24 protein-coding genes are annotated in these 24198 nt (G+C 48.4%); 3 read left to right on the top strand and 21 right to left on the bottom strand.

The annotated features are described in order from the left end of the window. Positions 1-5 precede the first annotated feature (5 nt). Positions 6-584: a hypothetical protein gene (locus ACL2XN_RS10850; RefSeq protein WP_413730771.1), complete on the bottom strand. Its 579-nt coding sequence runs from the start codon at positions 582-584 to the stop codon at positions 6-8. A 748-nt stretch (positions 585-1332) separates the two neighbouring features. Further along, entirely contained in the window at positions 1333-1854 is a 522-nt protein-coding gene (locus tag ACL2XN_RS10855) for a hypothetical protein (protein ID WP_413730772.1), read from the bottom strand. A gap of 172 nt (positions 1855-2026) precedes the next feature. Between ACL2XN_RS10855 and ACL2XN_RS10860 the strand changes: the two genes are divergently transcribed. Together ACL2XN_RS10860 and ACL2XN_RS10865 are read left to right on the top strand one after the other, a co-directional pair. After that, positions 2027-2212 (top strand): hypothetical protein, encoded by a 186-nt coding sequence (locus ACL2XN_RS10860; protein WP_413730773.1) that lies wholly within the window; start codon positions 2027-2029, stop codon positions 2210-2212. Between the two features lie 527 nt (positions 2213-2739). Beyond that, positions 2740-3447, top strand: coding sequence for an SOS response-associated peptidase family protein (locus tag ACL2XN_RS10865; protein WP_413730774.1), 708 nt, complete (start codon positions 2740-2742; stop codon positions 3445-3447). A 6-nt stretch (positions 3448-3453) separates the two neighbouring features. Here the strand turns inward: ACL2XN_RS10865 and umuC are convergent, their stop codons facing one another. Both umuC and umuD read right to left on the bottom strand, forming a co-directional pair. Beyond that, the gene (gene umuC / locus ACL2XN_RS10870; RefSeq protein WP_413730775.1) at positions 3454-4722 is read right to left on the bottom strand and encodes a translesion error-prone DNA polymerase V subunit UmuC; all 1269 of its coding nucleotides are present in this window, start codon (positions 4720-4722) and stop codon (positions 3454-3456) included. Between the two features lie 2 nt (positions 4723-4724). Beyond that, positions 4725-5144 (bottom strand): translesion error-prone DNA polymerase V autoproteolytic subunit, encoded by a 420-nt coding sequence (gene umuD, locus ACL2XN_RS10875; protein ID WP_413730776.1) that lies wholly within the window; start codon positions 5142-5144, stop codon positions 4725-4727. Positions 5145-5383: 239 nt separating this feature from the next. Here umuD and ACL2XN_RS10880 point away from each other — a divergent pair, with 239 nt between their 5' ends. Further along, a complete protein-coding gene (locus ACL2XN_RS10880) occupies positions 5384-7372 on the top strand; it encodes an acyltransferase family protein (protein ID WP_413730778.1) in 1989 nt (662 codons plus the stop codon). A gap of 269 nt (positions 7373-7641) precedes the next feature. Here the strand turns inward: ACL2XN_RS10880 and ACL2XN_RS10885 are convergent, their stop codons facing one another. The 17 genes from ACL2XN_RS10885 to ACL2XN_RS10965 form a co-directional block, all read right to left on the bottom strand. Further along, positions 7642-8439, bottom strand: a complete 798-nt coding sequence (locus ACL2XN_RS10885) for a hypothetical protein (RefSeq protein ID WP_413730780.1) — start codon at positions 8437-8439, stop codon at positions 7642-7644. 9 nt (positions 8440-8448) lie between these two features. Beyond that, positions 8449-10716, bottom strand: a complete 2268-nt coding sequence (locus tag ACL2XN_RS10890; protein WP_413730781.1) for a prophage tail fiber N-terminal domain-containing protein — start codon at positions 10714-10716, stop codon at positions 8449-8451. Positions 10717-10767: 51 nt separating this feature from the next. Next, the gene (locus ACL2XN_RS10895) at positions 10768-13956 is read right to left on the bottom strand and encodes a host specificity protein J (RefSeq protein ID WP_413730782.1); all 3189 of its coding nucleotides are present in this window, start codon (positions 13954-13956) and stop codon (positions 10768-10770) included. Between the two features lie 3 nt (positions 13957-13959). After that, the gene (locus tag ACL2XN_RS10900) at positions 13960-14547 is read right to left on the bottom strand and encodes a tail assembly protein (protein WP_413730783.1); all 588 of its coding nucleotides are present in this window, start codon (positions 14545-14547) and stop codon (positions 13960-13962) included. Further along, complete coding sequence (locus ACL2XN_RS10905; protein WP_413730784.1) at positions 14484-15227, bottom strand: C40 family peptidase; 744 nt, start codon at positions 15225-15227, stop codon at positions 14484-14486. Before ACL2XN_RS10905 ends, ACL2XN_RS10900 begins: the two co-directional genes overlap by 64 nt. Positions 15228-15236: 9 nt before the next feature. Then, positions 15237-15941, bottom strand: a complete 705-nt coding sequence (locus ACL2XN_RS10910) for a phage minor tail protein L (RefSeq protein ID WP_413730785.1) — start codon at positions 15939-15941, stop codon at positions 15237-15239. Between the two features lie 63 nt (positions 15942-16004). Further along, the gene (locus tag ACL2XN_RS10915) at positions 16005-16343 is read right to left on the bottom strand and encodes a hypothetical protein (RefSeq protein WP_413730786.1); all 339 of its coding nucleotides are present in this window, start codon (positions 16341-16343) and stop codon (positions 16005-16007) included. Between the two features lie 11 nt (positions 16344-16354). After that, complete coding sequence (locus tag ACL2XN_RS10920; RefSeq protein WP_413730787.1) at positions 16355-16753, bottom strand: hypothetical protein; 399 nt, start codon at positions 16751-16753, stop codon at positions 16355-16357. Positions 16754-16826: 73 nt separating this feature from the next. Then, entirely contained in the window at positions 16827-17243 is a 417-nt protein-coding gene (locus ACL2XN_RS10925; protein WP_413730788.1) for a type II toxin-antitoxin system YafO family toxin, read from the bottom strand. Between the two features lies 1 nt (position 17244). Further along, the gene (locus ACL2XN_RS10930; protein WP_413730789.1) at positions 17245-17823 is read right to left on the bottom strand and encodes a hypothetical protein; all 579 of its coding nucleotides are present in this window, start codon (positions 17821-17823) and stop codon (positions 17245-17247) included. A gap of 277 nt (positions 17824-18100) precedes the next feature. Next, on the bottom strand, positions 18101-18433 hold the full coding sequence (locus ACL2XN_RS10935; RefSeq protein ID WP_413730790.1) for a phage tail protein: 333 nt from the start codon (positions 18431-18433) through the stop codon (positions 18101-18103). Between the two features lie 12 nt (positions 18434-18445). Continuing rightward, positions 18446-21553, bottom strand: coding sequence for a phage tail tape measure protein (locus ACL2XN_RS10940; protein ID WP_413730791.1), 3108 nt, complete (start codon positions 21551-21553; stop codon positions 18446-18448). Positions 21554-21627: 74 nt separating this feature from the next. Further along, on the bottom strand, positions 21628-21987 hold the full coding sequence (locus ACL2XN_RS10945) for a hypothetical protein (RefSeq protein WP_413730792.1): 360 nt from the start codon (positions 21985-21987) through the stop codon (positions 21628-21630). A 108-nt stretch (positions 21988-22095) separates the two neighbouring features. Further along, positions 22096-22326 (bottom strand): hypothetical protein, encoded by a 231-nt coding sequence (locus ACL2XN_RS10950; protein ID WP_413730793.1) that lies wholly within the window; start codon positions 22324-22326, stop codon positions 22096-22098. A gap of 20 nt (positions 22327-22346) precedes the next feature. Next, a complete protein-coding gene (locus tag ACL2XN_RS10955; RefSeq protein ID WP_413730794.1) occupies positions 22347-22793 on the bottom strand; it encodes a phage tail assembly chaperone in 447 nt (148 codons plus the stop codon). Positions 22794-22833: 40 nt separating this feature from the next. After that, positions 22834-23778, bottom strand: coding sequence for a phage tail tube protein (locus tag ACL2XN_RS10960; protein WP_413730795.1), 945 nt, complete (start codon positions 23776-23778; stop codon positions 22834-22836). Between the two features lie 5 nt (positions 23779-23783). Next, positions 23784-24194 (bottom strand): phage tail terminator-like protein, encoded by a 411-nt coding sequence (locus ACL2XN_RS10965; protein WP_413730796.1) that lies wholly within the window; start codon positions 24192-24194, stop codon positions 23784-23786. Between the last annotated feature and the right edge of the window lie 4 nt (positions 24195-24198).

Genomic DNA, 24198 nt, shown 5'->3' on the forward strand with positions numbered 1-24198 from the left:
CTTCTTTATACTAGGGTGCTTGTATGCAGCTTATCCAAAAGGTTATCTACTATTTTTTTATAAACCGGATTAAACTCCCCGGTCTCATCCTCCCTCACATCCACATTCACTTCACCAATGGTTTGATCGGTGAAAAAGAAAAAAAACTTATCATTTCGCTTCAAAAACTTGCAAGCAAAATAATAATAAGAGTTGTTGCTTTTATCATTGGTGTCTTCTAATGCGATGCGTATGGTAAAAGCGATAGACAACTCTTTCGACTTGTTTAATTCCTGGGCGTCCTTGACTAAGAACTCCTTGTTTATCCCCTCGCCGATGGCGATATAACTTCCTTCAGACCCATCAGGAAGATAAAAAAGGTTTGTTTCAATACCTAAATAATCGAGGAATCCCGGGACAAAACCGCGTAAAGCGCCATGGAGATGGTCCCAATAATGTGTGCGCGAAATGATATAGTCTTCATAGGCCTTTTGTATTAGTGCATAATTGCTCATGGCTGTGTCCAAAGTAAAAAGAGTCGTGCTACCAGTATAATCATCTTTATTGTCGCTGCACCGCTGGCTGGCTGGCATGCCGAAAATCATTTACAGACCGCCGTTAAAAACCTATGGCCGGTAGTGAAGCACAGCCGCCACAGCCCTGCGCAGTGGTTTCGCCAAACGGGCTAAAAGCCTAAAGGTTTTTCAGTGTTATCAAGCAACATCCGACGATATTACCCACAAAATCCTGTACTGCCTACCATCAAAACCATGGCATTATAGACGATGTCTTCGCCGGCGGCACGCGATGGTGCATCTGCCGCCTGACGTTACCGGCAACGCAGTTTTCTGTAGAAGGTTAACCTATTGCAAACGTGATGTTGCCGTTGCGTATAGGATGCGTTTTGAACTCGGCAACCCGATGGGCAAAGAGGAAAACCTATGTGGGTGGTGAAAGGAGACAGCGTCTGCCTCGAGCACGGCAAACGCCTTATTCTTTGGCTTAACATTGTCGCCTATTTATTGTAAAGGATCTTATTCAGCCTCTTCCGCTACGTTATTTCCGTAGAGACGCTTTTGCCTTTCTTAATTAGGCTATTCCGTCGCATCGACATTTTCCAATAAAAAAACGCGGCTGTAGCCGCCAGTCATAATAGTCGCTGGAATGGACACCCTGCACAAGACAAAGCAGGTGAACCCGCCTGCCTTGGCCGTTGTCGCCGGAAAAAACGGACCTCAGGCGGGAGCCCTGGTTATTAAACATCTTGGGATACGATGGACAGCGCATGAACACCTCCGCATCATTTTGAATGACGCGGAGATGTCGACCAGACCTGCGCGATTAACCTCACGATTAAAATCTTAGCTGTAGGCTTATGACAACAATACCAGGCAGAAGAATCCCCGACCTTGCACTGACATGGCTATTCACATCATACTTAACGCCATGATATATATAGGGAGCGAAGCCTATACCCGTTGCCCGTTTAATATCCTGGTAGAACCCATCATCGCCACAACGCTCAAAGGGCGTAAATACAAACTCCCCCGCGTAGGCGTATAACCCTTCAAAGCTCCACTGGTTGCGCCTTACCCAGTTTTTTCCCATACCCAGCAATACGCATCTATTACTTTCACTATTGATAAAAGTACCGGCAAAAAAACTGTAATCCGAATTTTTATGCACTTTTCTTTCTATGGCAACCAGTTGGTTCTTAAAGTACTGGTTATCCCCCTCCTTCGGGGCATAAATGTGATACGCAAAGGAGGCGGTATCTAATGAATAGAGATCCAAATCGTTCGCAAATGCTTGTGAAAAGCAAGACATCAGGCACATAAAACATATGAATTTTATCCACCGGGATTTACCAGACAATTTTACCTCCCTATTCCAGAGACTGGCATATTGCTTTTACTGTTCCTAACAAACCCGCGTTGATACCCCATTTTTTAGTTTCTGCGCCGAAGAAAACCCGTCCCTAAACGCAGTACCGCTGACCTAAAAATACATTTATATCAAATGCTTATATCCATAAGCTCACCTATAAATGGATAACACTCATGTCTTTTTGTTTAATAACATATTACAACATGATGTTTTTAGATGTTTTTTACAAAAAAATCAAGCCATCGGAATGCAGGCTTCAAGCATAAGCGTTACTTTAGCGGCAGGACGGGATAATCCCGATATCATGCAAGAAGCTGAAAGTTTGATGTGGGCTGACTGCCTGTAATTTTTATACATTGCCACGGTGTGGCATTGGCTGGATTTAGTCTTGCCGTTATTAATGGGGGGAATCAATGGCGCAAAATAGCGGTACGGGTTCTGGCACTGTGATTTCATTGAACCGCGGGGCAGTATCGTGGGTGACTCGCGGGGATGCGGAAACCTATAAGAGTCAACCGCTACCAGGTATAAAGCAAAATTTATGGCGGCGGCTACGCACCTGTATCGTCCATTGATTCGCAGCGTGTTCAGTATCACAGCGGATAATTTGAATCCAAATGGTACGCCCTACTGGATTCGAACCAGTGACCTACGGCTTAGAAGAACGTCGGGGTACAACTAACACATTGTTTTAACTGGCCTAATCTGCGTTCACAAGTGACATTAGGCGAACGTTGACATATCGCTGACGCTACTCTGACAGTACAGTTACGTCACTAATATGTCACCACCCATCACATCACATCACCGGATTATCATCAAACTCCCGCCTATACTTAACTTAAGATCCCCCCTGCAACGAAGATAACCATCATGTGCGGCCGATTTGCCCAGATAGAAACCAGAGAACAATATCTCGAATCACTTAAGCCTGACGTCGAATTCGTTGGCGCCCTCGATGGCGAGCCAATCGGACGCTACAACGTTGCGCCAGGCACCCGCGTTCTACTGTTAAACCAGCGCGATGATAAATTGCACCTCGACCCCGTAATGTGGGGATATCAGCCGGCTTGGGCCAAAGAAGCTGGCCGCCCTCCCCTCATCAACGCGCGCGTCGAGACGGCGGCTACGGGGCGCATGTTTAAGCCACTTTGGAATACTGGGCGCGCACTGGTCATGGCAGACGGCGGGTACGAATGGAAGAAAGATCCGGACGACGCAAAAATTAAACAGCCGTATTTCATTTATCATGAAAGCAAGGCTCCTATATTCTTTGCGGCTATAGGTCGATTTCATCCCGACGCCCTGGATGCGCCGGATGACGATGGATTTGTTATCGTCACTGCGGCCAGTGACAAGGGCTTGGTCGATATCCATGACCGCCGGCCGCTGGTTATGACGAGAGAGGCTTCCCTCGAATGGCTATCACCCGAGATAACGCCGGAACGCGCCGAAGAACTGGCACATGATTTCGCCATACCGGCAGATGAATTTTCTTTTCACCCTGTCGCTAAGGCCGTGGGGAATATTCACAACGACAACGCAGGGATCATCAAACGCATCGATAACCCTGTCGTTTGAGTTGCATCACTTTGCTTTCACGATCGGCAAATCCTTGTATCTGGTCGTGTACGCCGGCGAGAGAAGCGCCCGCTTCATTTGCCACGCCTGCTGTATGCCCTGCCCCGCAAACCAGACCTTACCTTTCCCAGAGTGATTAATCCCATCCAGTACACGCATGAGCGCTTCGCTGTTGGCCCGCGGTTTATATTCATCGAATAGAGCCAACTGCGCTACTCCGATGCTATAAAAATCCCCCAACATCACACCGGCTTTCTGATAGCGCATGCCAGGCAAGAAAATTCTGTCCAGGCACTCCATAGCGACGCGGATAATGTCGCGGGTGTCATTGCTCGGGATGGTGAGACTTCCGGTCGCCTGGTTGCCATAATAGGGCTCATCCACCGCAAACGGACTTGTTTTGATGAATACGGATATTTTTTTGCAGTATTGCCGCTCGCCCCTCAGTTTTTCCGCTGCGCGCTCAGCATATGCGCAGATAGCCTCCCTTACCTGTTGATAGGTGGTTGCCCGGTCACCGAATGATCGCGAACTGACTATCTCTTGCTTAGTGGGTGCGAACTCCTCCAACTGCATGCATGATTCGCCATTGAGTTCCCGGACGGTGCGCTCCAGCACAACGCTGAAATGCTTTCGGATAAATGGCGGGTGGCTGTCTGCCAACTGGAGAGCGTTATAAATCCCCATAGCATTAAGCTTCTTCGATATGCGCCGGCCAATGCCCCAAACGTCCTCTACAGGCACCAGGGCCATTAATTTTCGTTGCCTGACCGATGATGAAAGGTCTACCACTCCGCCTGTCTGTGTCCACTGTTTGGCAGCATGGTTGGCGAGTTTCGCCAGAGTTTTGGTCGGGGCAATGCCCACGCCCACGGTGAGCTTAGTGCGCTGCTTTACCCGTTCCCTGACATCGCGGCCAAACTGCTCCAGGCTCATGCAGTTGCTGACCCCCGACAAATTCATGAAAGCCTCATCAATGGAGTAAATCTCCACTGACGGGGCCATCTCTTCGAGTGTCGTCATAACCCGGTTGGACATATCAGCATACAGAGCATAGTTACTGGAAAACACATGCACGTGGTGTTTCCTGACGATGTCTTTAATCTCGAAAAAAGGGTTCCCGGTTTTGAAGCCGAGCTTCTTTGCTTCAGCCGAGCGCGCAATCACGCAGCCGTCATTGTTACTCAGGACGATGACGGGCTTACCTTTCAGATCTGGACGAAATACCGTTTCGCAGGATGCATAAAATGAGTTCACATCCGCCAGGGCAAACATGGTCAGGGTGCCGAGTGAATGATAAACGTCACTACGCCGAATATCTCGACGTTGTCCTCTAAACGGATTGGGATGGCCTGATAAGCCGTATTCATGGGTAATAGGCGTGGCGTCGGGGTGAGTTGCAGTTGCTTGACGGTAAACTCGCCGTCTACTGCCGCGATAACAATTTGCCCATGCTGTGCCGTGAGGGCGCTGTCCACGATGAGCATGTCGCCCTCGTTGATAAATCCCTCGATCATCGAATCGCCGGTCACCCGGACGAAATAGGTGGCGGCTGGATGGCTCACACATAACTGATTTAAATCTATACGGTTTTCAATGTAATCTTGGGCTGGGCTGGGAAAGCCAGCGGGCACCCGCTCCAAAAAAAGTGGGAGGGGAATTACTTCGGCAAGTTCAACGGCCCGATAAAAAATCATGTTCGCATACTCAAATGGATCATTACTGTTGTTTTGTACAGTATAAGCATGATGCCAGCAGATTGTGAAGGGCGAGTGAGGCGGTAAATCGTAGGGTGTTGAGCGGTGGGGAGATTTAGATTTGCGGGTGTGTTACTTATTTTTTTGAAACACTTCTTTACATTGATTAGCTCAAACCGCAATATGTAATTAATTTTACATTATCATTAAGATTCTTTACGGCATTTTGAGGTTTTCTTATGATTGATGCTTTAGCAACGGATACAAAAAAGCATAGAAAAGATATTGATGGACTGAGGGCAATAGCCATTTTGGTTGTTGTTTTTTTTCATGCTGGGATGTCTATATTCCCAGGTGGATTCATCGGGGTAGATGTATTTTTCGTGATTTCAGGATTTTTAATTGGAGGAATTATTTATAGTGAAGTAATGACAAATAGTTTTTCTTTTTATAACTTCTATATGAGGCGCATAAGAAGAATTGCCCCTGCCCTTATATTTATGCTAATAATTTGTTCCGCCATAGCATATTTTTACTTGTCGCCATTAGAACTAAAGGATTTTTCTTATTTTTCTATATCCACCCTACTTAGCGTGCCAAATATAGCGTTATGGCATAGATTGGATTACTTTTCGCCTAACGCCGATTTGAACCCATTATTAATGACATGGTCATTAGGAGTTGAAGAGCAGTTCTATATATTCTTGCCCATAATATTCACTTTTTTAGCAAGACGTAAAATTAACATATTAATAATTGTTTCCGCCATTACTGCAATATCATTATCAGCAAGTGTTATTATCACAAACATGTACCCATCATTTGCTTTTTTCCTTTTACCTACCCGCGCATGGGAAATGGGAGTAGGGGTAATTCTTGCTATTATATTGAAGAATAAATTAATAGATGAAGATAATTTGCGGTTCAAGAATTTATTCTTTACGACAGGGATGATTTTGCTTGGTCTGTCTGTCTTCTTTTTCGATAATAAAACTGTGTTTCCTGGATCACTTGCAATCATTCCTGTGGTTGGAACGTTTTTAATAATATTAGGAAACGGTTCATTAAGCAATATAATCCTTGGAAACAAGCTACTTACGAATATAGGCTTAGTTTCATATTCATGGTATTTGTGGCACTGGCCAATACTGTCTTTTTTTAGGATTAGTATTGAAAATGATCTATCAGTACCGGCAGCTTTGGTGATATGCGCAGTTACTTTCGCCATCTCATGCCTATCATATAAATATATTGAAAGCCCTTTCAGGTCAAACAAAAAGAAGTCTGCAAGGAAAACAGTTTTAATGTATTTAGTGAGTTGCGTTATACTATTGGTTCCTCTAATTCTAGTTTTTAATCAAAACGGAATTCCTAGTCGAGTAAATGATAATATTACTGCTTCTGAAAGCCTTAAATTAAAAAGCATGAAAGATACGTGCTTAGCTGGCTATGGGGTATCATCATTTTCTAGAGACTCTAAATGCATACCCATGGATGATTCATCTGAAGGGCTGGCCTTAATAGGTGATAGCCACGCAGCAGCATTAAGAGCCGGCATAGATATTTATGCTAAACAGAATAAATTGAAAGTATATCAGATAACAAAATCGTCCTGCCCTTTCTTAATTGGTGTGCGCAGAAATGCCACTGCTTATCCCAATCATGGATACGAGTGCTCCAAGTTTAATGAAGAAACATTAAATTTCATCATAGGCAATAAAAACATAAAAAAGGTATTCGTAGGTGGATACTGGTCTGCTGGTTTCGAAAATGAAAGCATATCCTCAGGTTATGTATCAGAGAAAAATAATAATTTAAAAGGAATTGAGGCCCTTGAATTAGGAATGTCTTCATCACTTGATAGATTGAGGGCTGCCGGAAAGGAAGTTTATATAATAAAAGATGCACCATTTATAAGTTTCAATGTTTTAGATTCATTAATAAATCATGAGATTTTGTTAAGAAGAAAAGTTCATGCAATGATAGAAAATGAAATGCCTTTTTCGGAATTCACTACGCAATACAGGCCACCTCACGTGCAAATAAATATGTTCATAGATTCTCTTTCAAGTCCTCAATCGCATGTAATCGACCCATTTGAAAGCCTTTGTAACAAAAACGGTTGTAGAATATTAAGTAATGGACAAACTATTTATTACGACGGGCAACATTTGAATGATCTTGGTAGCGAATTATTAGTCTCGGATATTTTCAAGATTAAAGCATGATTAATAGCACCCATCATTTATTGATAAATGCATAGGATTTGTATTATGATTCAATATATAATGAAATTTACAATTAGATTTGCGGCCCTATTATCTTTTATTGGCTTGATTTATAATGTGAGTCAAGGAATATATTCTTTACTAATAGTTGAAATATTTATGATTTGCTTATGGCTGCATGCTGAATATGATTGGTACAAAAATAGAAATATTTAAATACAAGTGGTTGTGAGCTACCTATCACCCCTGAGCGCCATACGCATATTAGTCTATGAAAGACCCGCTACTTTCGCATAGAGGTAATTTAAAACGGTCGTTTCGGCGGTGGTCCCTCCCAGATATAGGCCTGGGAAAAATAATGCTTCAGCTATAATTGAGGCAAACACGCTCGACGACCCGTCAGCTAAACCCGCACCGATGTTGAATTTATTACTAGTTTGGTATGCCACTAAAGCTTGGCTTACCGCTGTTTGATTACCGGTCCCTGTAGCCGTTTTCCAGATGGCGCGGCATGTACTTGTCGTTACATTCACAGATATAATTACAACTGCAAATTGTGCAGTTGTTCCCATATTTAATCCCGTAAATGCTAACTGATTTGTCGTGCCTGCACGAAAGATAACTGGGTAGGAGCCGGATCCAGTCGTATTAATCCCTACTCCCATAAAGCTTGCGTCTGAGGTGGCTATAACGACACGCTGCGATGGTGAGGAAGATAAGGCACCGCTCGGCAATTTAATTAAAAATGCATAGCTGTTAATGTTTGCATCTTGTATGACGGCAGTATCACCAATCAGCCCATTTGCTCCAGAAAAATTAATGCCAATCACTCCAGCCGCATTAGAAGCGGTGACAGGTTCGAGTCCTGTTACTGCATTAAATAAACTCCCATTGACGCGATTTGCCAGAGCAGAAACCTTTTGCAATAGCCCATTTTTAATATAGCTCGCAGTACCAATTGCCCATACGGCAGGATTTAGAGCCGCTACTGACAACTCCGCGTCAGAGGGGTTATAAACGGGTAAAAGGGGGTTAACAAGTCCAGTATTTGTAATTAATAGTCTCATTTCATAACCTCAATAAGTATTCATTTGAAATGCGGGGACAAAATTATAAAGATTTACTGAAGAATCATATAACCATACATAGTTACCGCTGTCGCTTATACTGCCCCTTGCCCCTAATTGATTGCCGTTAGGTCTAAATGTCGCTCCGGCTTGCAATGGGCTTTTAGAACAGGCATATGCAATTCTGCCATATTTTCCCGTTGGCGCTGATGCTAAATTGACGTAGATACTTTTGCTCGATACCCCGACACTAGCAATAGCTGGAGGCGTTCCAGACTCATCGGTATAATTGAACCCATGATTTACCAGTGTTGTTTGATTTATAATCGCTGTATTCAGCATCAAATCTGTGGCGGATGGTATAGGGAACTCTATTTGTGTTGGCGAATTCCATCTGACGCTGCTGGGTAACATCCCAGCGTTACCTTGATTAAACCATTCCTGAATTATGTATCTCGCAATATTCGCGCCACTTTGATTCATGGCTGCGCACGTCATATGCAATCCATCTACGGCATTCGTCGGGTACTGATACAACGTATTTACAACTCTAAAATTTCCCACTCCATGTAGGTTATTTACAGCCATCCTTATATACTCTTGCCTAAATATGTCTACCGTGTCATTTACATAAGCAATCTGCGACAAACAAAATATAGGTTTTTCTTTTTGCCCTGTGATTGCCACTATATCGCTCGATGCTTGCTTTTCAAATTGCTTCAATGACGCTTCACGCGTTCCCGCTCTCAGAGCGTTATTAGTTTCGTCGGTTTCACCTTGTTCATGATCCACAAGCAGACAGATTGGCAACCAGCCCTTGGCCTTGCATGCGGCTGTAGCGTCAGTGACGGCATTCAGCATATTTTGATAATTTGCAGTTCCGCGTTTCAAGGTGTCATATGTCTGCCCATCCTTTGCACAGACTATACTTATTGTTCTCGGTGTAATGCCGGTTGCCGCCGCCATATCCCGGATAAAGTGGTTAGCACAACCACTGGCCGGCGTTTCCATGTCTGCGCCACCGGTTGTTGCAACAGATGTTTCAACTAATGGAACGAGCGTAGTGGTCCGTGCGCCATCCCGCCTGACTCCCCCAGATAACATAAACGCATTATTTGGATAGGTTGCAACACTGGCAATTAACGTATCATTTGCGCCAGTAGGGACGAAGCCGCGCCTAATAGACTGTCCAAAATGTATAAATATAAATGCTATAGGGACAGTGTCAGAATACGGATAAATAAACGCCGATCCCTGCGTACCGTAAATTGGCAATGTATCGGCGACTGGAGTGGAACCTCCAGTACCAAAATACTGATCGTTTGCCCTCACTAGCCCCCTGTCGCTATTAATGAAATGGCCGCCTTTGATTGTATACGCCTCAACCATTTGCTTCGTCGTGTTATCAACTACTGCGCGCCAGACTTGCTCCCCCTGAACAAAAGCTGGCGCTTTGGTCGGAGTCCCTAGCGCTATGAGTTGATTTTCTGGTGTGGTTAAAACTTCGTAATATAATCCATCTGAATTGTTTAATTCAATTAATCTACCATTATTGCGTAAAATGCCTGCGAGTCTTTTAGTTATTGGATCATAAGCGCCAAGGGCCACTGAATTGGCGTCGATTTGGAACCCGATAAAATCAGCTGGCAACGCGTCTGTTTTAGTTTTTATTGCACTCACACTCGCCGCCACAGCGTCCACCGCAGCCTTACCCACAGCCTCGGCTACCTCTACCGCAACTCCGTCATTGTTCAGGAAATATTTAAAACTCGCCTGTGCGCCAACTCCTTGCGGAACGCGGAAGTACTGGCCTGATGTGGTTGCAACAAGACCGGCAGCGTCCGACGCATATGTGGCGCCACCATCGGTGACAGCTTCAGCATGTGCCGCTGCTTGTTGTGCCAAATCGCGGGCAGCAATGGCATCGGTGGCCGCTGACTGAGCAGCAATGCGCATGCTCTCGACCGTGGCCACAATAACAGGGGTTAATGCATCTTCGCCGGGCGTGGTCAGGAAATCATTTAATGTTCCGTTAGCTGAATCTGGGAAGATTTGAATGTTACCCACGGAAACCGTCGGTTGCCCGTAGGCAGAAATCGACACCTGATATTCGCCTACTTTGGCAGATATGGAATATGCGCCATTCGAACCGGTTACAGTTGTTGATTCTGTCTGCACAACGACTTGCGAAGACGTGGAGATCGCTTTCAAGATAATGCTGACGTTAGGTAATACGCTGCCGTCGGGCGCAGTTAAAACGCCTGAGATAACCGTCATGGGCTTGCTCCAATAAAAAACCCGCCTGAGCGGGTATATTTAGTTAATTTCTTACGACCAATCGCCGCCGGTATCACGACATGCGGATAATAATGCTGGGCCAGCAAGCATAGTTCCGCGCTGTGATTTGGTTACCAGTATCCGTATAGTCATCTCGACCCCAATGGGCACATATACTGAAGCGCCGAATGCGCCGTTAGCTGGTATATAAACTTCATTTATTTTCCGCGATGCAATTGTTGCCGTGCCAATTAAAGTCTCATTTGCAAAAATGTCTACCTGCAATGAGCCGACACCGTCCGCGCCGATCACGCCTATACTCATTGGCCCAACAACTGTTAATACCCGGTTGACGTAGGGATTGGCCGTCAGCGTTTTATAGAAATTCCCCGTGTGCACGGATGAGCCGTCTGGGTCCGTTACTCCAGACAAGTCCATACTGGAGTTTGCTGCGGTACCTCCTGATATTTGAGCAGCGGTTAGCGTCCCAAGAATTTCGCAGTTTTCACTAATGGTGACGTTTTGGAATACACCCGCGATAGCGTTTAGTTCACCATTCACTACCAGCCTGTTTGTTGTGCCATCCCAGTATAATTTCCGCTGCAATGTGTCGGGGTCGGTAACTGCAAAATAGTCTGCCAGAATGTCGACCACCGAAGCGCCAGGGGTGGTTGAGATTGCCACCCCTGAGACCCTGCCCTCGTTATTCACGACGAGATAGGCGTGGTCTTTGAGCAGCCCTACAGCCGAGGTGTTTGTCTCCACTTCCTGTGATAGATTTCGTGCCCATTCAATATCAGGTATGGCGTCGCTGATGACGGTCATGATGTCAGTGGCGTCTTTTTTGGTAGCGATGCTGCCAGTTACCAATGCTGATTTACCGACATTATTGAATGCCCTCACCGCATACCAATATGTTGTTTGCGGCTTAAGTCCATCATCAAGGAATTCGTACCCCTGCCCGACATAATTCGCCATTGCCAAGGCTTCGCTTTGGCTGGCCCCGCGGTAGAACTGATACCGGGTGCCGAGCGTCACCACGCCGTTTACAACCGGGACAATCTTAATGCTGAAATTGGTGCTGTAGAGCGATAAAGAGGACGGAGCCAACGGCGGCCCAATGGTCATATCGACTTCGGCCTCTTCGCCGAGCTGGCCGGCAGCGTTCATGCCCCGGAGATAAACCGTATAGCTACCCAGGGAAAGGTTACCCACGGTATATTCCATGTCCGCTGTGTTGGCCCTGACTACAACCACATCGCCGCCGGCGTCATGGCGCACCAGCTTCAGATTAAAAGTAATGCCGGTGTAGATTTTTGCCGTGTCCCAGGTAATGCGGATCTGGTAAACGTCATTCGCCACAGAGTCATCGATAGAAATGTGTTCCGGGGCCGGTATGGAGCTGCCGTAAAGCGTTGTGGTTGGGTCATCGAATAAGACGCCCTCGTCTACCTCGGCTTGTTTATGCGGGTTGTGCTCCAGCGCTGTGATGCTGTAGGTACCATCGTCAACGTTATCGGTTATCGCCAGGCAGCGGAAAAGCCTGGTTGCCAGGCTGCTTTTTGAAATAGTGAAGATGCCCCACTTCTTCAAGCCCGCCGGCGCGCTATGCAGCGTAATAACAGCCCCTGACACCGGCGCGTTGATCTGGATTTTCACCATTTCAGCGGAGGCGTTCAGATACGAGAAGTAGGCCGTTTCTGTTGATGCTATCTCAACTGGCGCATCAAGCGTAACTGACGTCCCTGAAAAAGCTATGACGCGGCCACCCATGCGAGCACCGGCATAACCATTGTCCGCGACGGTGACAATATCACCGGGAAGATTGTTGAGACCTTCACGAGCAACATCAAACGTTACCGTATGGGTTTCGAGTTGCTCCGTTTTGAGGATCCACCGCCCTACCCGGTTAGCCTGTCCCCTTGACGTACAGCCAAACGCGGTGACTTTCGTCACGTTCAGTCCATAGCGTCCAATCAACGTATCGTCTGGGACATACTCAAAATCCGAGGCCCAGTCATTATTCGGGTTAACCCACTCCACTTGGATAGCGGTATGGCGCGCCTTGCGGGCGCTGGAGGCGTATTTGAACGTTCCATCCACCACGTTAGCGTTGGTATAATTCCACACCGGATCACTGGGCCTGTCCTGAACGACGGTCATCTGCAGACCATCCCAGACTGGCATCCCCCGGAAGCTTGACGCTAAATCATAGAGCACGTCATAAGCCTGCCGCTGGTCCGTGATGTACGTGTTGCAAGTAAAGCGCGGCTCTTGTCCGCCGAAACCATCATCTACCAGGGCGTCACAGAATTGTGCAATGGCATACAAGGCCCATTTATCGCAGCCAAATGACCCAAGGCGCTTGCCTAAGCCATACCGGGTATTGGTGACCAGGTCGTAATAAACCCATGCCGGATTGTTCGTCCAGGCGTTTTTAAAAGTGCCCAGCCAGATACCGGAATAAGTCCGTGCCACCGGGTCGTAATTGTCCGGCACCTTAACGATTAGCCCCTTCATGTCATAGGTGCGTGTCGGGATGCCACTGAACTGGCCGGTATACTGAATTGTGGTGCCGATAACCGCGCTGTTGGGATAAGCCAGCTTGGCGTCAATGATTTCGGTGTAGCTGCTGAAATAGGTCGAGTTTTGCAACTGGCTCGACGTGCTATCTACCTCAACACGAGAGACTCGGAACGACCAGGGCGAGTGCGCCGGCGCGTCAATGACGTGAGCCTCAAGATACTGCGACGTGGTCTTGCCGGTGATGGTAACTGTTTTAACGGTATCCCAGCCACCCGCTGTGTTTTGTACCTGGATAAGCATGTTGACCGTTGCGTACCCAAGTTCGTTACCGTTTTGCTGTAGCAGCGACTGCACGCCCAGAGATAAGCGAATGTGGTTTACATCCGAATCCGTCACCGTGCGCGCAATTGGCGTCGCATAAACAAGCTGGGTGCTGACGCCGATTTCGTTCTCAACGTCTGAGTAGCCGGGGAGATATGCCTGGTCCTGGGTGCCGCTCACCCAACTCATAGCGACGCCGGTAAAATTCTCGTTGCCGTTCGCATCGACAACCGCAGTATCGTTGAGATAAGCAGATTTAAGCCCGTCCACTGGCCCGTAAATGGGCCCTTCTGATATCAGATCGATTATTTTTAGCTGCTGGAGTGATTTCAGGTTATCGGGCTTCTCAGTCGCCGATTCTGTTTTGCTGCTGCCGCTACTGCTGCCGCCCATGCGCTACTCCGTTTTATCAGTGGTAATGCCCTGGGAAATGACATGCGAGCCTACGCGCATGCGGCCGTAGAGCAGCGGCACCGGATCACCCTGACCGACTACGTTCTCAAGTGATGAGAAATAGTTGTTGGCTATGCCGTTGTCTGTGCTGGATGAGGACGAGTTTGTTTTTGGAGTCTTGGTTAGCATCTGGGCGACGCCGCCGGCCATAAGGCCGATACCTACTGAAATCAGGCCTGCGCTTATTGGCGCTGCGAGGCCAAACGACATTCCGCCGACAATCACGCCGACTGCGATTAGGGCCGCCCCGAGTACGGTTTGGAAAAGGCCGGCATTTTTCGCGCCGGCTACCACCGGGGTGATCCTGATTTCAGTATTTTGTTTCAGCCGCACATGCATGCCTTTCTCCAGCGTGTCCATGTCGAGCTTGTTCTCACCCACCCTAACCTTGTAGCGACCCTCTCTAAGGTGCTTTCGCAGACCAGGGATTTGGAAGAGCAACGCCCGAATTGCCTCCGCGCCCGTATCTACCTCAAGCTGGAAGACGCTGCCAAATCGTTTGAGATCCCCGTAAAATCTGACTTTTGCCATGCGCTATATCTCCAGACTGAATGAGTGAATCGCTGCCAATACCCGCCGTAAACATCGCGCTTGCTGAGTGTGTTTGGCCGTTGGTGTAGGATGAATTGATCGCCAATGTAGATGGCGGAATGGTTGGCTTTCGGGACGTTCTGGCCAGTGGTACCCAGGCACATCAGGAAAACGTCACCGACTTGAATTTCAGCATCATCAGCCAGCCGGGAAAACCCGCCAGCCTCCATGTTTTCGATGTATAAATCCTGCTCACCTTCCCACCAATCATCCGGGCGTTCGAAGTCGGGCAAATCGTGGCCGCACAAGTGATAGGCGTCGCGCATGACCGTGTAGCAGTCCATCACGCCATGTTCAAACTTGCGGCCCAGCAGAGGCGGCACGGGGCGGAATTTTCGTATGGTTTCACCGCAAGCTAGCCACCAAGGCATCCCATACTGAAATTGAGCTACCCGGTCGCCCTCACTGAGAAATGGCACGCCGCCAGGGTGGCTGTGGACAATGGCTTCTATTTCGCCTTTGTCCTCCGCTGCCGCCCAGCTAACCGGGTCGATTTCAAAATAATTATTGGGATCGGAGGAGATATTGCGGCACGGGAAATACTCGCCGGACACAACCAAACCGCAGCACTCTGCCGGAGCGCAAGCCGAGGCGTGAGCCAAAATGTCATCTTCTATCATGGGAGCCTGCTATTTGATCTTGTTCGCTGCCGGAAAGCCGCCGAACGGGAGGACGCCAGCGCTACCGAACCGTAACTTGCACGATTTTAAGCGTTTGCCGCATTTATCGTTGCTGATGTCCGATGTCGGAACGTCGAACTCATCAGCCACCGCGCCGCCGGTGTAGCTGCAATCTGCCGAGCGATATACCCAGGGGCAGACGTCCGCCAGGATAGTGCGCGTAGGCAACAGCGCGCCGTCGCTCTCGCTTGGTAGGCATAGGGTGTATGTAACGAATTCGGTTTGCTGGCCGGAGCATTGCTCAATGATGTAACGCGTCACGGCCTCCATCGTCGGATCTGCTTGGGGATTACCGTTGGCATAGTTCACCGCGTCGAGGTATTGCTCATACACCTGCCGCCTGGTAACAATGGCGCCCACTGCGTCGTCATAATCTTGGTTGATACCGGTGATAAGGCCGCTGATATTGGCAAGCGTCAGCGTTGGCCGGTTACTGGTACCAGTACCGCTGACCTCGAAGCCCGACGCCTCTACCGGATAAGGCTGATATGTATGGCCCTGCCATACAACCGGTTGCAACCTTTCATTCATGCCGGAATGAAATCGGTAGATATCGCCGCCGTACTCTGTTAGATCGACTTCATATAAATCCAGTTCCGCAGGCTGCTCTATCTGTGTGACATCAATTCGCATTGACGCCGGGATGTCTCGCATGAATTACTCCCATAAAAAAACCCGGCACGGTGGCCGGGTTATATTTGTAGCTGATGAGATTTATTATTTGCAGCTAGTTATGGCGTCGTCTATCCGTTTCGGTGTCAGTGACGGAGCGCGCTCATATAATTTATACGATACACCTTTATCGACATTAACAATATCAACTACTGCATCAACTCCTGCCGTCGAGTTGGGCAACATAATGGCAATGCCATTTTTTATTGGCACTGAGGTAACTGTATAATGAGTTTCACCCCATTTCGCGGCAACACAAGCGGCATAATCGCTTGATGACTTACTACTTTCTCCGGTAACTATCGGGGCGTTTTCCCGCAAATCACTCACCGTAGCACAAGATGACAGGAGTAGAATGATGAATGAAAATATAATTTTTCTCATTTACATTTTCCTTATTTTTCGCATCTTGCTGTGTACATTAACAGTTTATCGAGTCTGGTTTGCACCTTATCACCGTCATCGACCATCCCTGCATCACCAACATCGTATGAAATACCCAGAAGAGGCATTAACCATTTAGCTTTGGCTGAAATATGAATGTAAAATCTTTCAAAACCTACATATGCTCCATAAGAATTTTTTGCATTCAATTGCCCGCATACATACCCGCTGGTCCCTGATTTTGGCTGTTCTTTATCTGGATGAAAAAATACATCTCTGAATTGCACACTATCCGGATCTTTAAGGCCAGATGACATCTCTGTTTTTGCAACTCTGACGGCATCGCTTCCGCTAGGATTGCAGCCCGCAAGAGTAATAGCAGCCAATACAACAATGGCCAGTCTTTTCACGCCCTTCCCCCGCCCGTTACATTTCGCAACAGCATATCACCAGGGGGACGCAAAGAAACGCAAAATGCGTCATTTAACAAGTGAAGTGCTGAAGGTTTGCCAGTTCGTTATCAGATAGTTCGATGAAATATTTTTCAGCCAACTCAATAAGTGCCGGTAGCATGTCATCAATGCGCTGGTGTGCATTAGGGGATATAAGTGCAAGTATTTGATAGTAATTATCTTTATAGAAATGCCGAGCAAATACAAGGTAATTATTGCTGGTCCTTCTACTCAATGAAATGTTCGAAGCCCATGGCTTGGTATTTGGCATTCGTATATGAAATTTTTCTATACCTGCTTCGACTGAGGCTCGGTTGCGCTCGAACCCACCTCTTGCGCCAAAAAGTGGGGATGACGGCAGGCCTGACAGATTCTTTGCAAGCATACTCGCAAAGTACTGCGCAGTTTGATCGCTTCTTAAGCCGTCAGTGATGCTGACATATACCATGCTATAACCAACGAGGCGTCCCTACGTTTAGGAGTAAATGTGATTTCCGAATTAACTCTCTGACATTTGAATCCAAAGGTGCATCATCAATAATTTTTGAGTTATCAACAATTTCATTTGATTGTATGATTTCAACAGAAATCTGGTTGGCACAATTTCTTAAAACTGCCAAGTTTCTTAACATTTCACGTCTGATGGGCATTAGCATGGTGACATGTCCTACCCAAAACTCTGACTTTTCAGCTTGGTCAAACATATCATTAAGGAGGTTAATCCCATTCGTTGTCGACTCGGATAGAGTGGCCAGCGTTAAGATAAAACCTTCTGGCAAATCTCTAACATTAATCTCACCAGATCGAATCGCCGCTAGGTGTGCAAGTCCTTCGTCTGCCGATGCTCGTATCTTTTCAGAGTAGAATCGAATACGCTGACAACGCTCAAATGCATCTTCAACTGTCATAACCCTCTGGCTAACAAAGCCCGTTGCCACGAGAGGTTTGAAAGCACCAAAAACTGCCGCTTGCGCGTCAGATAGCAAGGATGCAAAAGTCGCCGCCATCGCCGTGATGCCAATAATCATAAATTTCTCCAACGAATACCCGTCTAGAATGGAACCATCCCAGATACGATAGCTCTTGCTATCTATACGCAGTGTATTACCTCAGTTGTAATCCCCGCAAGTCCATGAGCGTTCATTTTGTGTTATTTGCATGCACGTTCGTGGACGTTTAAAGCACGATGTCAACCATTTAGCATCATGATAAAGGCTATGTTTGACTTAATCGCTGCATGATCGTTACCAGAAGGTATATGCGATAGTTTAGGAATCTTCATAAACAACCGGATCCGCTTCGCTGCTAAGCCACCACCTCCTGAACAGTCACTGTTATGGTTTCCCATATCCCGTTCAGGGGGTATGACCAATCCGTGGCCTTGAAAGTGCGATTGATCCACTTATCCGGCGCTTTCCAGATGAACGCCTCAACACCGCCTCTATCCTCGAGAAAATCAAGTATTTCCTTAATGTAGTCGGCATCGCCAGTGAAGGACAACGAGTAGCTGCGCAGATCGTGGTTAATCCCATTTTTCTGCCGCTGCTCGTACCCATCACCGAAGGTGACGAGGCGGATCTTTGGTTGAGCCTTAGCGGTCGTCCCCTCTTGGTCTGGTATCCATTTAAACTCGTACATAGCATGCTCCGCTTAATTGAACCCAGGCCGTGTCATTTCCATTTTGAAAGAAGCCAACTTTGCGTCCATCAACTTGCTCAATCCCTTCAGAAGCGAGGTGTTGTTTTGCTGCTGCTGGTCGTTGTCATTGCCGCGTTGATCGACAGTCAATGTGATGGTAGGAGCAAACGTCATTGCTGCTGCCGAACCGCCTTTTGCCCGAACACCCAGGGAGCCACTCGAATCGCGGGTGAGTGGTAAGATCGCTTCCGGCCCCGCCTCACCCATAACGCCGCCGCCACTGGCAAACGCGAAATAGGTAGGCCTGCTGACCACTTGCCCGCTGTAGGCGCTGAGGCCCGGGGAATCATACGCGCCACCTTTGGCATTAAAGCTAAGGCTGCTATTTGCAGCACTTGAATAAGCCCCCGCCGATCCGGTGCTCGCGGTTGTCCCACCGGCATAAGCTGAAGCAGCGCTACCCACAAATCCGAATATGCTGGAAAGCGCCGAGGACGAAGCGGTACGAATGGCGATCCGCGCCATATCATCAAGCACAGACGTTGCGAAGCTGCGGAAGCTTAGCTTTCCGGTAGTGACGAACGAAACCAATGCCTCCTCCATGCTGCCAAAGGCGTTGGTGAAAGCCTCTTTCGTCTGGCCGGCGATATCCTTCGCAGAGTCGATATAGTTTTGATACGCCGCGGTGGCACCATTCGTCCAATCCCCCTGAAGTGCATCGAGTTGAGCATAATAATCGCTTTGCTGCTGCAAACGGGCGTCGAGCTGGGTCTTGATATTGGCCGTTTCCGTCTTATAAGCATCCGAGCCTAATAGTTCTTTCGGCGTGGCCTTATCAAGCTGCTCCTGGTAGCGCTGGTATTCCTTGTAGATGCTGGCCGTGCTATCCGTGCGCTCGACAGCCTTGTCGCCCTTGCCGTAGGCGTTAAGTTGCCGCTGGTACTGATCCCCGGCCCCGCTATAAGCCGACGCCATCGACTCGTTGAGCTGCGCGGTACGCTCTTGAAGCTTCAGCAAATCGGCGTGGAGTTTTACCCTAACCGACAGCGCGGAATTTACTTCATATTGCGTCCTTAATTCCGACTCATTCGCCAAAAGGCTTTTCTGGTCAGCGGTAAGGATCTGCTTGTTTTTCAAATCGGCTATAAGTTGATTGAAGGAAACTAAATCCTGCTGCCCCTTCGTCAGCTTGTCATTTACTGCGACCTCACCTTCCATTGCTGCCTGCTGTTCCTTGAGTTGCAACAGCGTCCTGGTGGCCTGGTCGTCGGTAACAGCTTTGGCCTTCGGTGTTTTTGGATCTTTATATCGGTCATCAATGTTTTTGCGAAGCGTGGCCTCTTCTGCCGCGCTGATTTTTGCGCCCTGCTGAATGGCGCGCGTCAGCGCGAGTTGTTCCTTGGTGCGCTTCTGGGCGTTGCTGAGGGACTGTTCGGTCAGCGTGTTTACATAACCCTGTGCTTTGATTGCCTGGTCTTGTTCTTCCCGGCCTATGGCTTGCGCGCCAGTAACGTCTTTTTGCAGATCTAACGCTCTTTGCAGGATGGATACATTCGCCTGCGCCTGCGGCCCGCCAGTGACGGTAAGTTTACCCATCTGGTAACCGTTCGCCGTCTTCTGCGCTTCGGACAGCAATTCAGAGAGCGACTTCTCGCGGCCAATGCCCAGCATCGCATCCCATGCGCCTTTAGCGGAGTTCCATACGGCCTGCCAACCGCTCTCAATGAATCCTAGGTTGTCATGGATGGCTGAAGCGCGGCTTTGCATGGCTGAGGCATAGGCATCTTCGGCAACCTTCTGCGCTGCCTGGGTATTGCCCTGCTGTTGGAGAGCGTAAATCTGGTCGTAAACCGCTTGGGTCAGATAATGGTACTGATTGTTCAGCGCTACCGAGCCTTGCAGCGGATCATCGGATAGTTTTTTGAAGTCGGCTATTGACTCATCAATCGCCTTGCCGGTAGTCACTTGCATGGCTACAGCGGTTTTGCCGATTTCTTGCAGTGAGTCGCCGCTGAATGCGCCGGTAGATAACGCCGATGTCAGCGCTTTAGCTGCCGCTGAGGTAGTGCCGATAGATGAGTTTATCGACTTTGCCATATCCTCAAGCTGACCGGATGTTTTACCCGCATAGCCGCCGGTCAGAGTTATGGCATTGTTGAAAGCAGTGGTTTCATCGCTACCCTGCTTATAGGCAAGAGCCACGGCTACCGCGACCCCGGCGAGCGCACCCAAACCAATCGTTACAGGATTGATATAGCTGATCAGTGCCTTTGCAGCGTTACCGATGCCGCCGAACGAATCCTTAATCTGCCCGCCCTGCTGGATGGCTATCATCCATACCGGCATGCCTGATGCTAGGGAGGTAACGATGTCGGTCATCTGCATAGGCAGCATGCGCATTGCCTGGGCGTACTGCTTAGTGCTCAGCGTTGCCGCTTTAACGGTGCCATCCTGCTGGTAGAGCTTCTGGATGTATGGCGATGCTTGCGCGGTAACTCCAAGCTGAGCGGCCTTGTATTGCAGCAACTCGGCAGTGGTCATGCCCATGGTTTCAGACTGCATACGCAGGCTTGCGATGAAAGCTTCTTTGGTCGCTTGAGCTTTCATTTCCGCTTGGGCAGCTTCTCGCGCTGCCGCGGCTTCAGCTTTATGGCCCGCGGTTGCGGCCATGGCAGATTGCTCTAACTGGACCCGGTAGGTGTTAATTTTTTCGGCATAACCGGCATAATCATCATCGGCGAGCAGACCGGATGCATTGAATCCCTTAAGCTGCTTCTCCATTTCATCCAGGCGGCCATATGCTCCAACCACTGGGTCAATCTTGCCAAGAAGAGATTGCAAAGCCGCTTGTTGTGAAGCTAAATCAGACGTTACGCCGTTGATAGATTTACTTGCGGCAGCATTGCTGCGATTCATTTGCTCAGTTTGGCGCTGATACAGAGAACCGCCGGCCGCAGCGGCGCGAGCGGCTTTGTCAGTACAGGCGAATTCTGACGCAAGATTGCTGGCCACACCTTCCGCTTTGACGGCCGCCGCCGTCAAATCATTAAGCGCATCAGCGGCCTTTGCAACACCGTCTTGCGTAACCTTGATGGTTAAGCCGGCTGTTTCTTGCGTCATGTGCTTATCTCCGGGTAATAAAAAACCCACCGGAGTGGGTTGTATGCAGATACTAATCTGTTAATTAACTTACACTATTTTACATGGAAAGCCTGCCCATCGGCAATTTCAAGTAAGACGGCTATATCACCATCATCATTCCAGACGGCTTCTCGAAGATTCCAATAAAACATGTGAACCGGGGTTCCATCAGGTAATTTTGTTTCAGTATTCTTTCCAGTCTGAGTTAAAAGCGTGACGACATCTCCTGCCTTAACTTTCTTACTTGGGAACCAGTAAGAATGTCTATATTTATCAGAAATATTCCCATTATTTTTATATGTGTTATCGAAAATCACATATTTTACTATATCGCAATCTTCTAGCACTTGCATAGTGACAGTTTCTTTACCGAAATCCCCTTTGCCGATTACGCCAACTATTTTTACTTTCATGTCACCCCCACTTAATAAATTTAAGAATTACTATCGAGTGAAAGTGATTGGGAAAAAATGCGTTTTATCAAAATTTTAGAATTCTTTTGAAAATTTCTTAAATGGATTTTATAACTTAGGTATGTCCTTCATGACCTCAAAGGCCATGTCCATAATGATTTCGACTTCCGCTGGGGTCGGCCGGTTGCCGGTTAACTCCGTCCAGGCTTTCACTTCGGAAAACGTCAGCTCGCCGCCCGACCCGCGCATCAGGTCGATGAACCAGCCCCAGAGATAGCCAGAGCCATCCGGCAGACTTGGCGGGTTAACCATGGCATCTGGCGTGATGCCGAGTTTCATCGCGGCCTGATAGTGCTCTCTTAGGCTTTTGCCGTCTTTTTGCCGCTTGTCGAGTTTTCGCTGGTATCCGGTGTACTGGACGAGACCGGCGGCTTTTTTTTGAAAAACTCCGCCCGGTTGGCCGAGAAGTTATTGACGCGGTCCTTGATATAGGGGGATTCGGTGAGCAATGATTTCAGATTTGCGGCATTAAATTCTTCATCGAATGACCAGCCGATGATCATTGCCTGAAACTGCTTGAATTCGTTTTCCTCATCGAATTTATGCACGAACGCTTTATCTTTTAACTGTTCCTGGGTCAGCTCGAACACAGCGCGGCTTGCGGCGGTCTTGGCGGCCCGGAATTCGTCGCTGTCCACACCACGAACCAGCAAATATTCCTCGGTGGGCGTACCATCAGGCAGCAGCAGGTACAGCTTTTTGCCTTCATTGGCTTCGGTGCGCGTGGCGAAATCGCTTAATTTCATTTAAATCTCCATGGGCAGCCCGGCGTACCGGGCTATCAGGTTATGAGCCTTGAACGACAGGGGCGCGGGTGATCTGCAATAGAATGCCGGTATCTTTGTCTTCGTAAGCGGTGAAATCAAATGTCAGCGCCTGGAAAGCATCAGCTTCGGCAATGGCTTCGGACGTAAACTTAATGCGCGGTAACAGGAACGTATATGCCCCGCCCTGGCCGCTGAGGGTGAATTCCAGCTCAACATCTGAATGGTCGTAAAACATCTGCGACAGGTCTTCATTCTGGTAGAGGAAGGTGATAGACCCGGTCGTGGCCGCGTTAGTTGAGCCGCTAGCAGCAACAGAGCGCTGACCGTAGACATGCGCATGAGAAATGCCGTTGTCCATGTTCAGAGATACGGAGGTCACGGCGTTCGATGCGACACCGTTAACCTTGATCGTCGCGGTCAGCGTGAACGATTCGCCGGTGGAGTCGAACGGGTCGTTATTATCGGGCTCTGAATACGTTGCCCCGGCGATTGGCGCTTGGTTATAGAGTACCGTCGCACCCATGATGCCGAAATCAGCAGAAACAATGGCATTAGGTGCGGCTGTCAGCGCAAGGGAGTTAGCCAGGCAACCCGGGGCGCGGCGCAGCGTATTGATGTCGTACTGCTTGCGCTCCAGCGTGAATGGCCGTTTGGTCGTTCCGATTGTCAGCACATCACCGGCCCAGGTGTTAAACATCAAGCTTTGCAGTAGCAGATCGAAATCGGCGTATGCGAACTCGGTATTCAGCGTGCCGGTGGAACTCTCAGAGCCGCGGCCTGAAAATAAAACCTTTCGGGTGCGGCGCACCTGCTCAGAATTCAATTCATCGCGAGTAAGCGTAATTTCACCCGGCTTTTTCGGGATGCGCTTAAATGCAGGTGTCACCGGAGTAGTGCCTTCAACGGTTTCGGCAACGATGTAATAATCGACCTGCTTGGCGCCGGCCACGTTTAGCATAACCATAATTTTTAGCTCCGTGTTTCGTATGATGACCAGTAGAACGTCAGATGAGCGACCGCCCAGCCATCAACAGACTGCGGATCGGTGTAGTCGCGGTTTTTGATAGTGACGCGGGTATTGTTGTAGGTAAGCACGGTACCAATTTTGAATTGCGACCGCAGCGTGTCGAATATAGAGAGCATTACGCCGTTGACACCGGCGCGGATTTTGCAAACCACATCCACCTGCATAAATCCCGATATGGAATCAAGCCCGCCTTGACCGAACGACAGCGCATTGTCTCCGGCCGCGGTGAAGTAAAATCGCAGGTAGTCACCATCAGGAGGATTGAATGATTCAAGCGGCCAAGCTACCGGCAAAGACAACGCGGCGGCTGCCGCTATCATGCGCGAGCGCAGAGCAGAGGAAATGTCCTTCACGGGG

The sequence above is a fragment of the Sodalis sp. RH22 genome (assembly GCF_047324165.1).
In the GTDB taxonomy this organism is placed as follows: Bacteria; Pseudomonadota; Gammaproteobacteria; order Enterobacterales; family Enterobacteriaceae; genus Acerihabitans.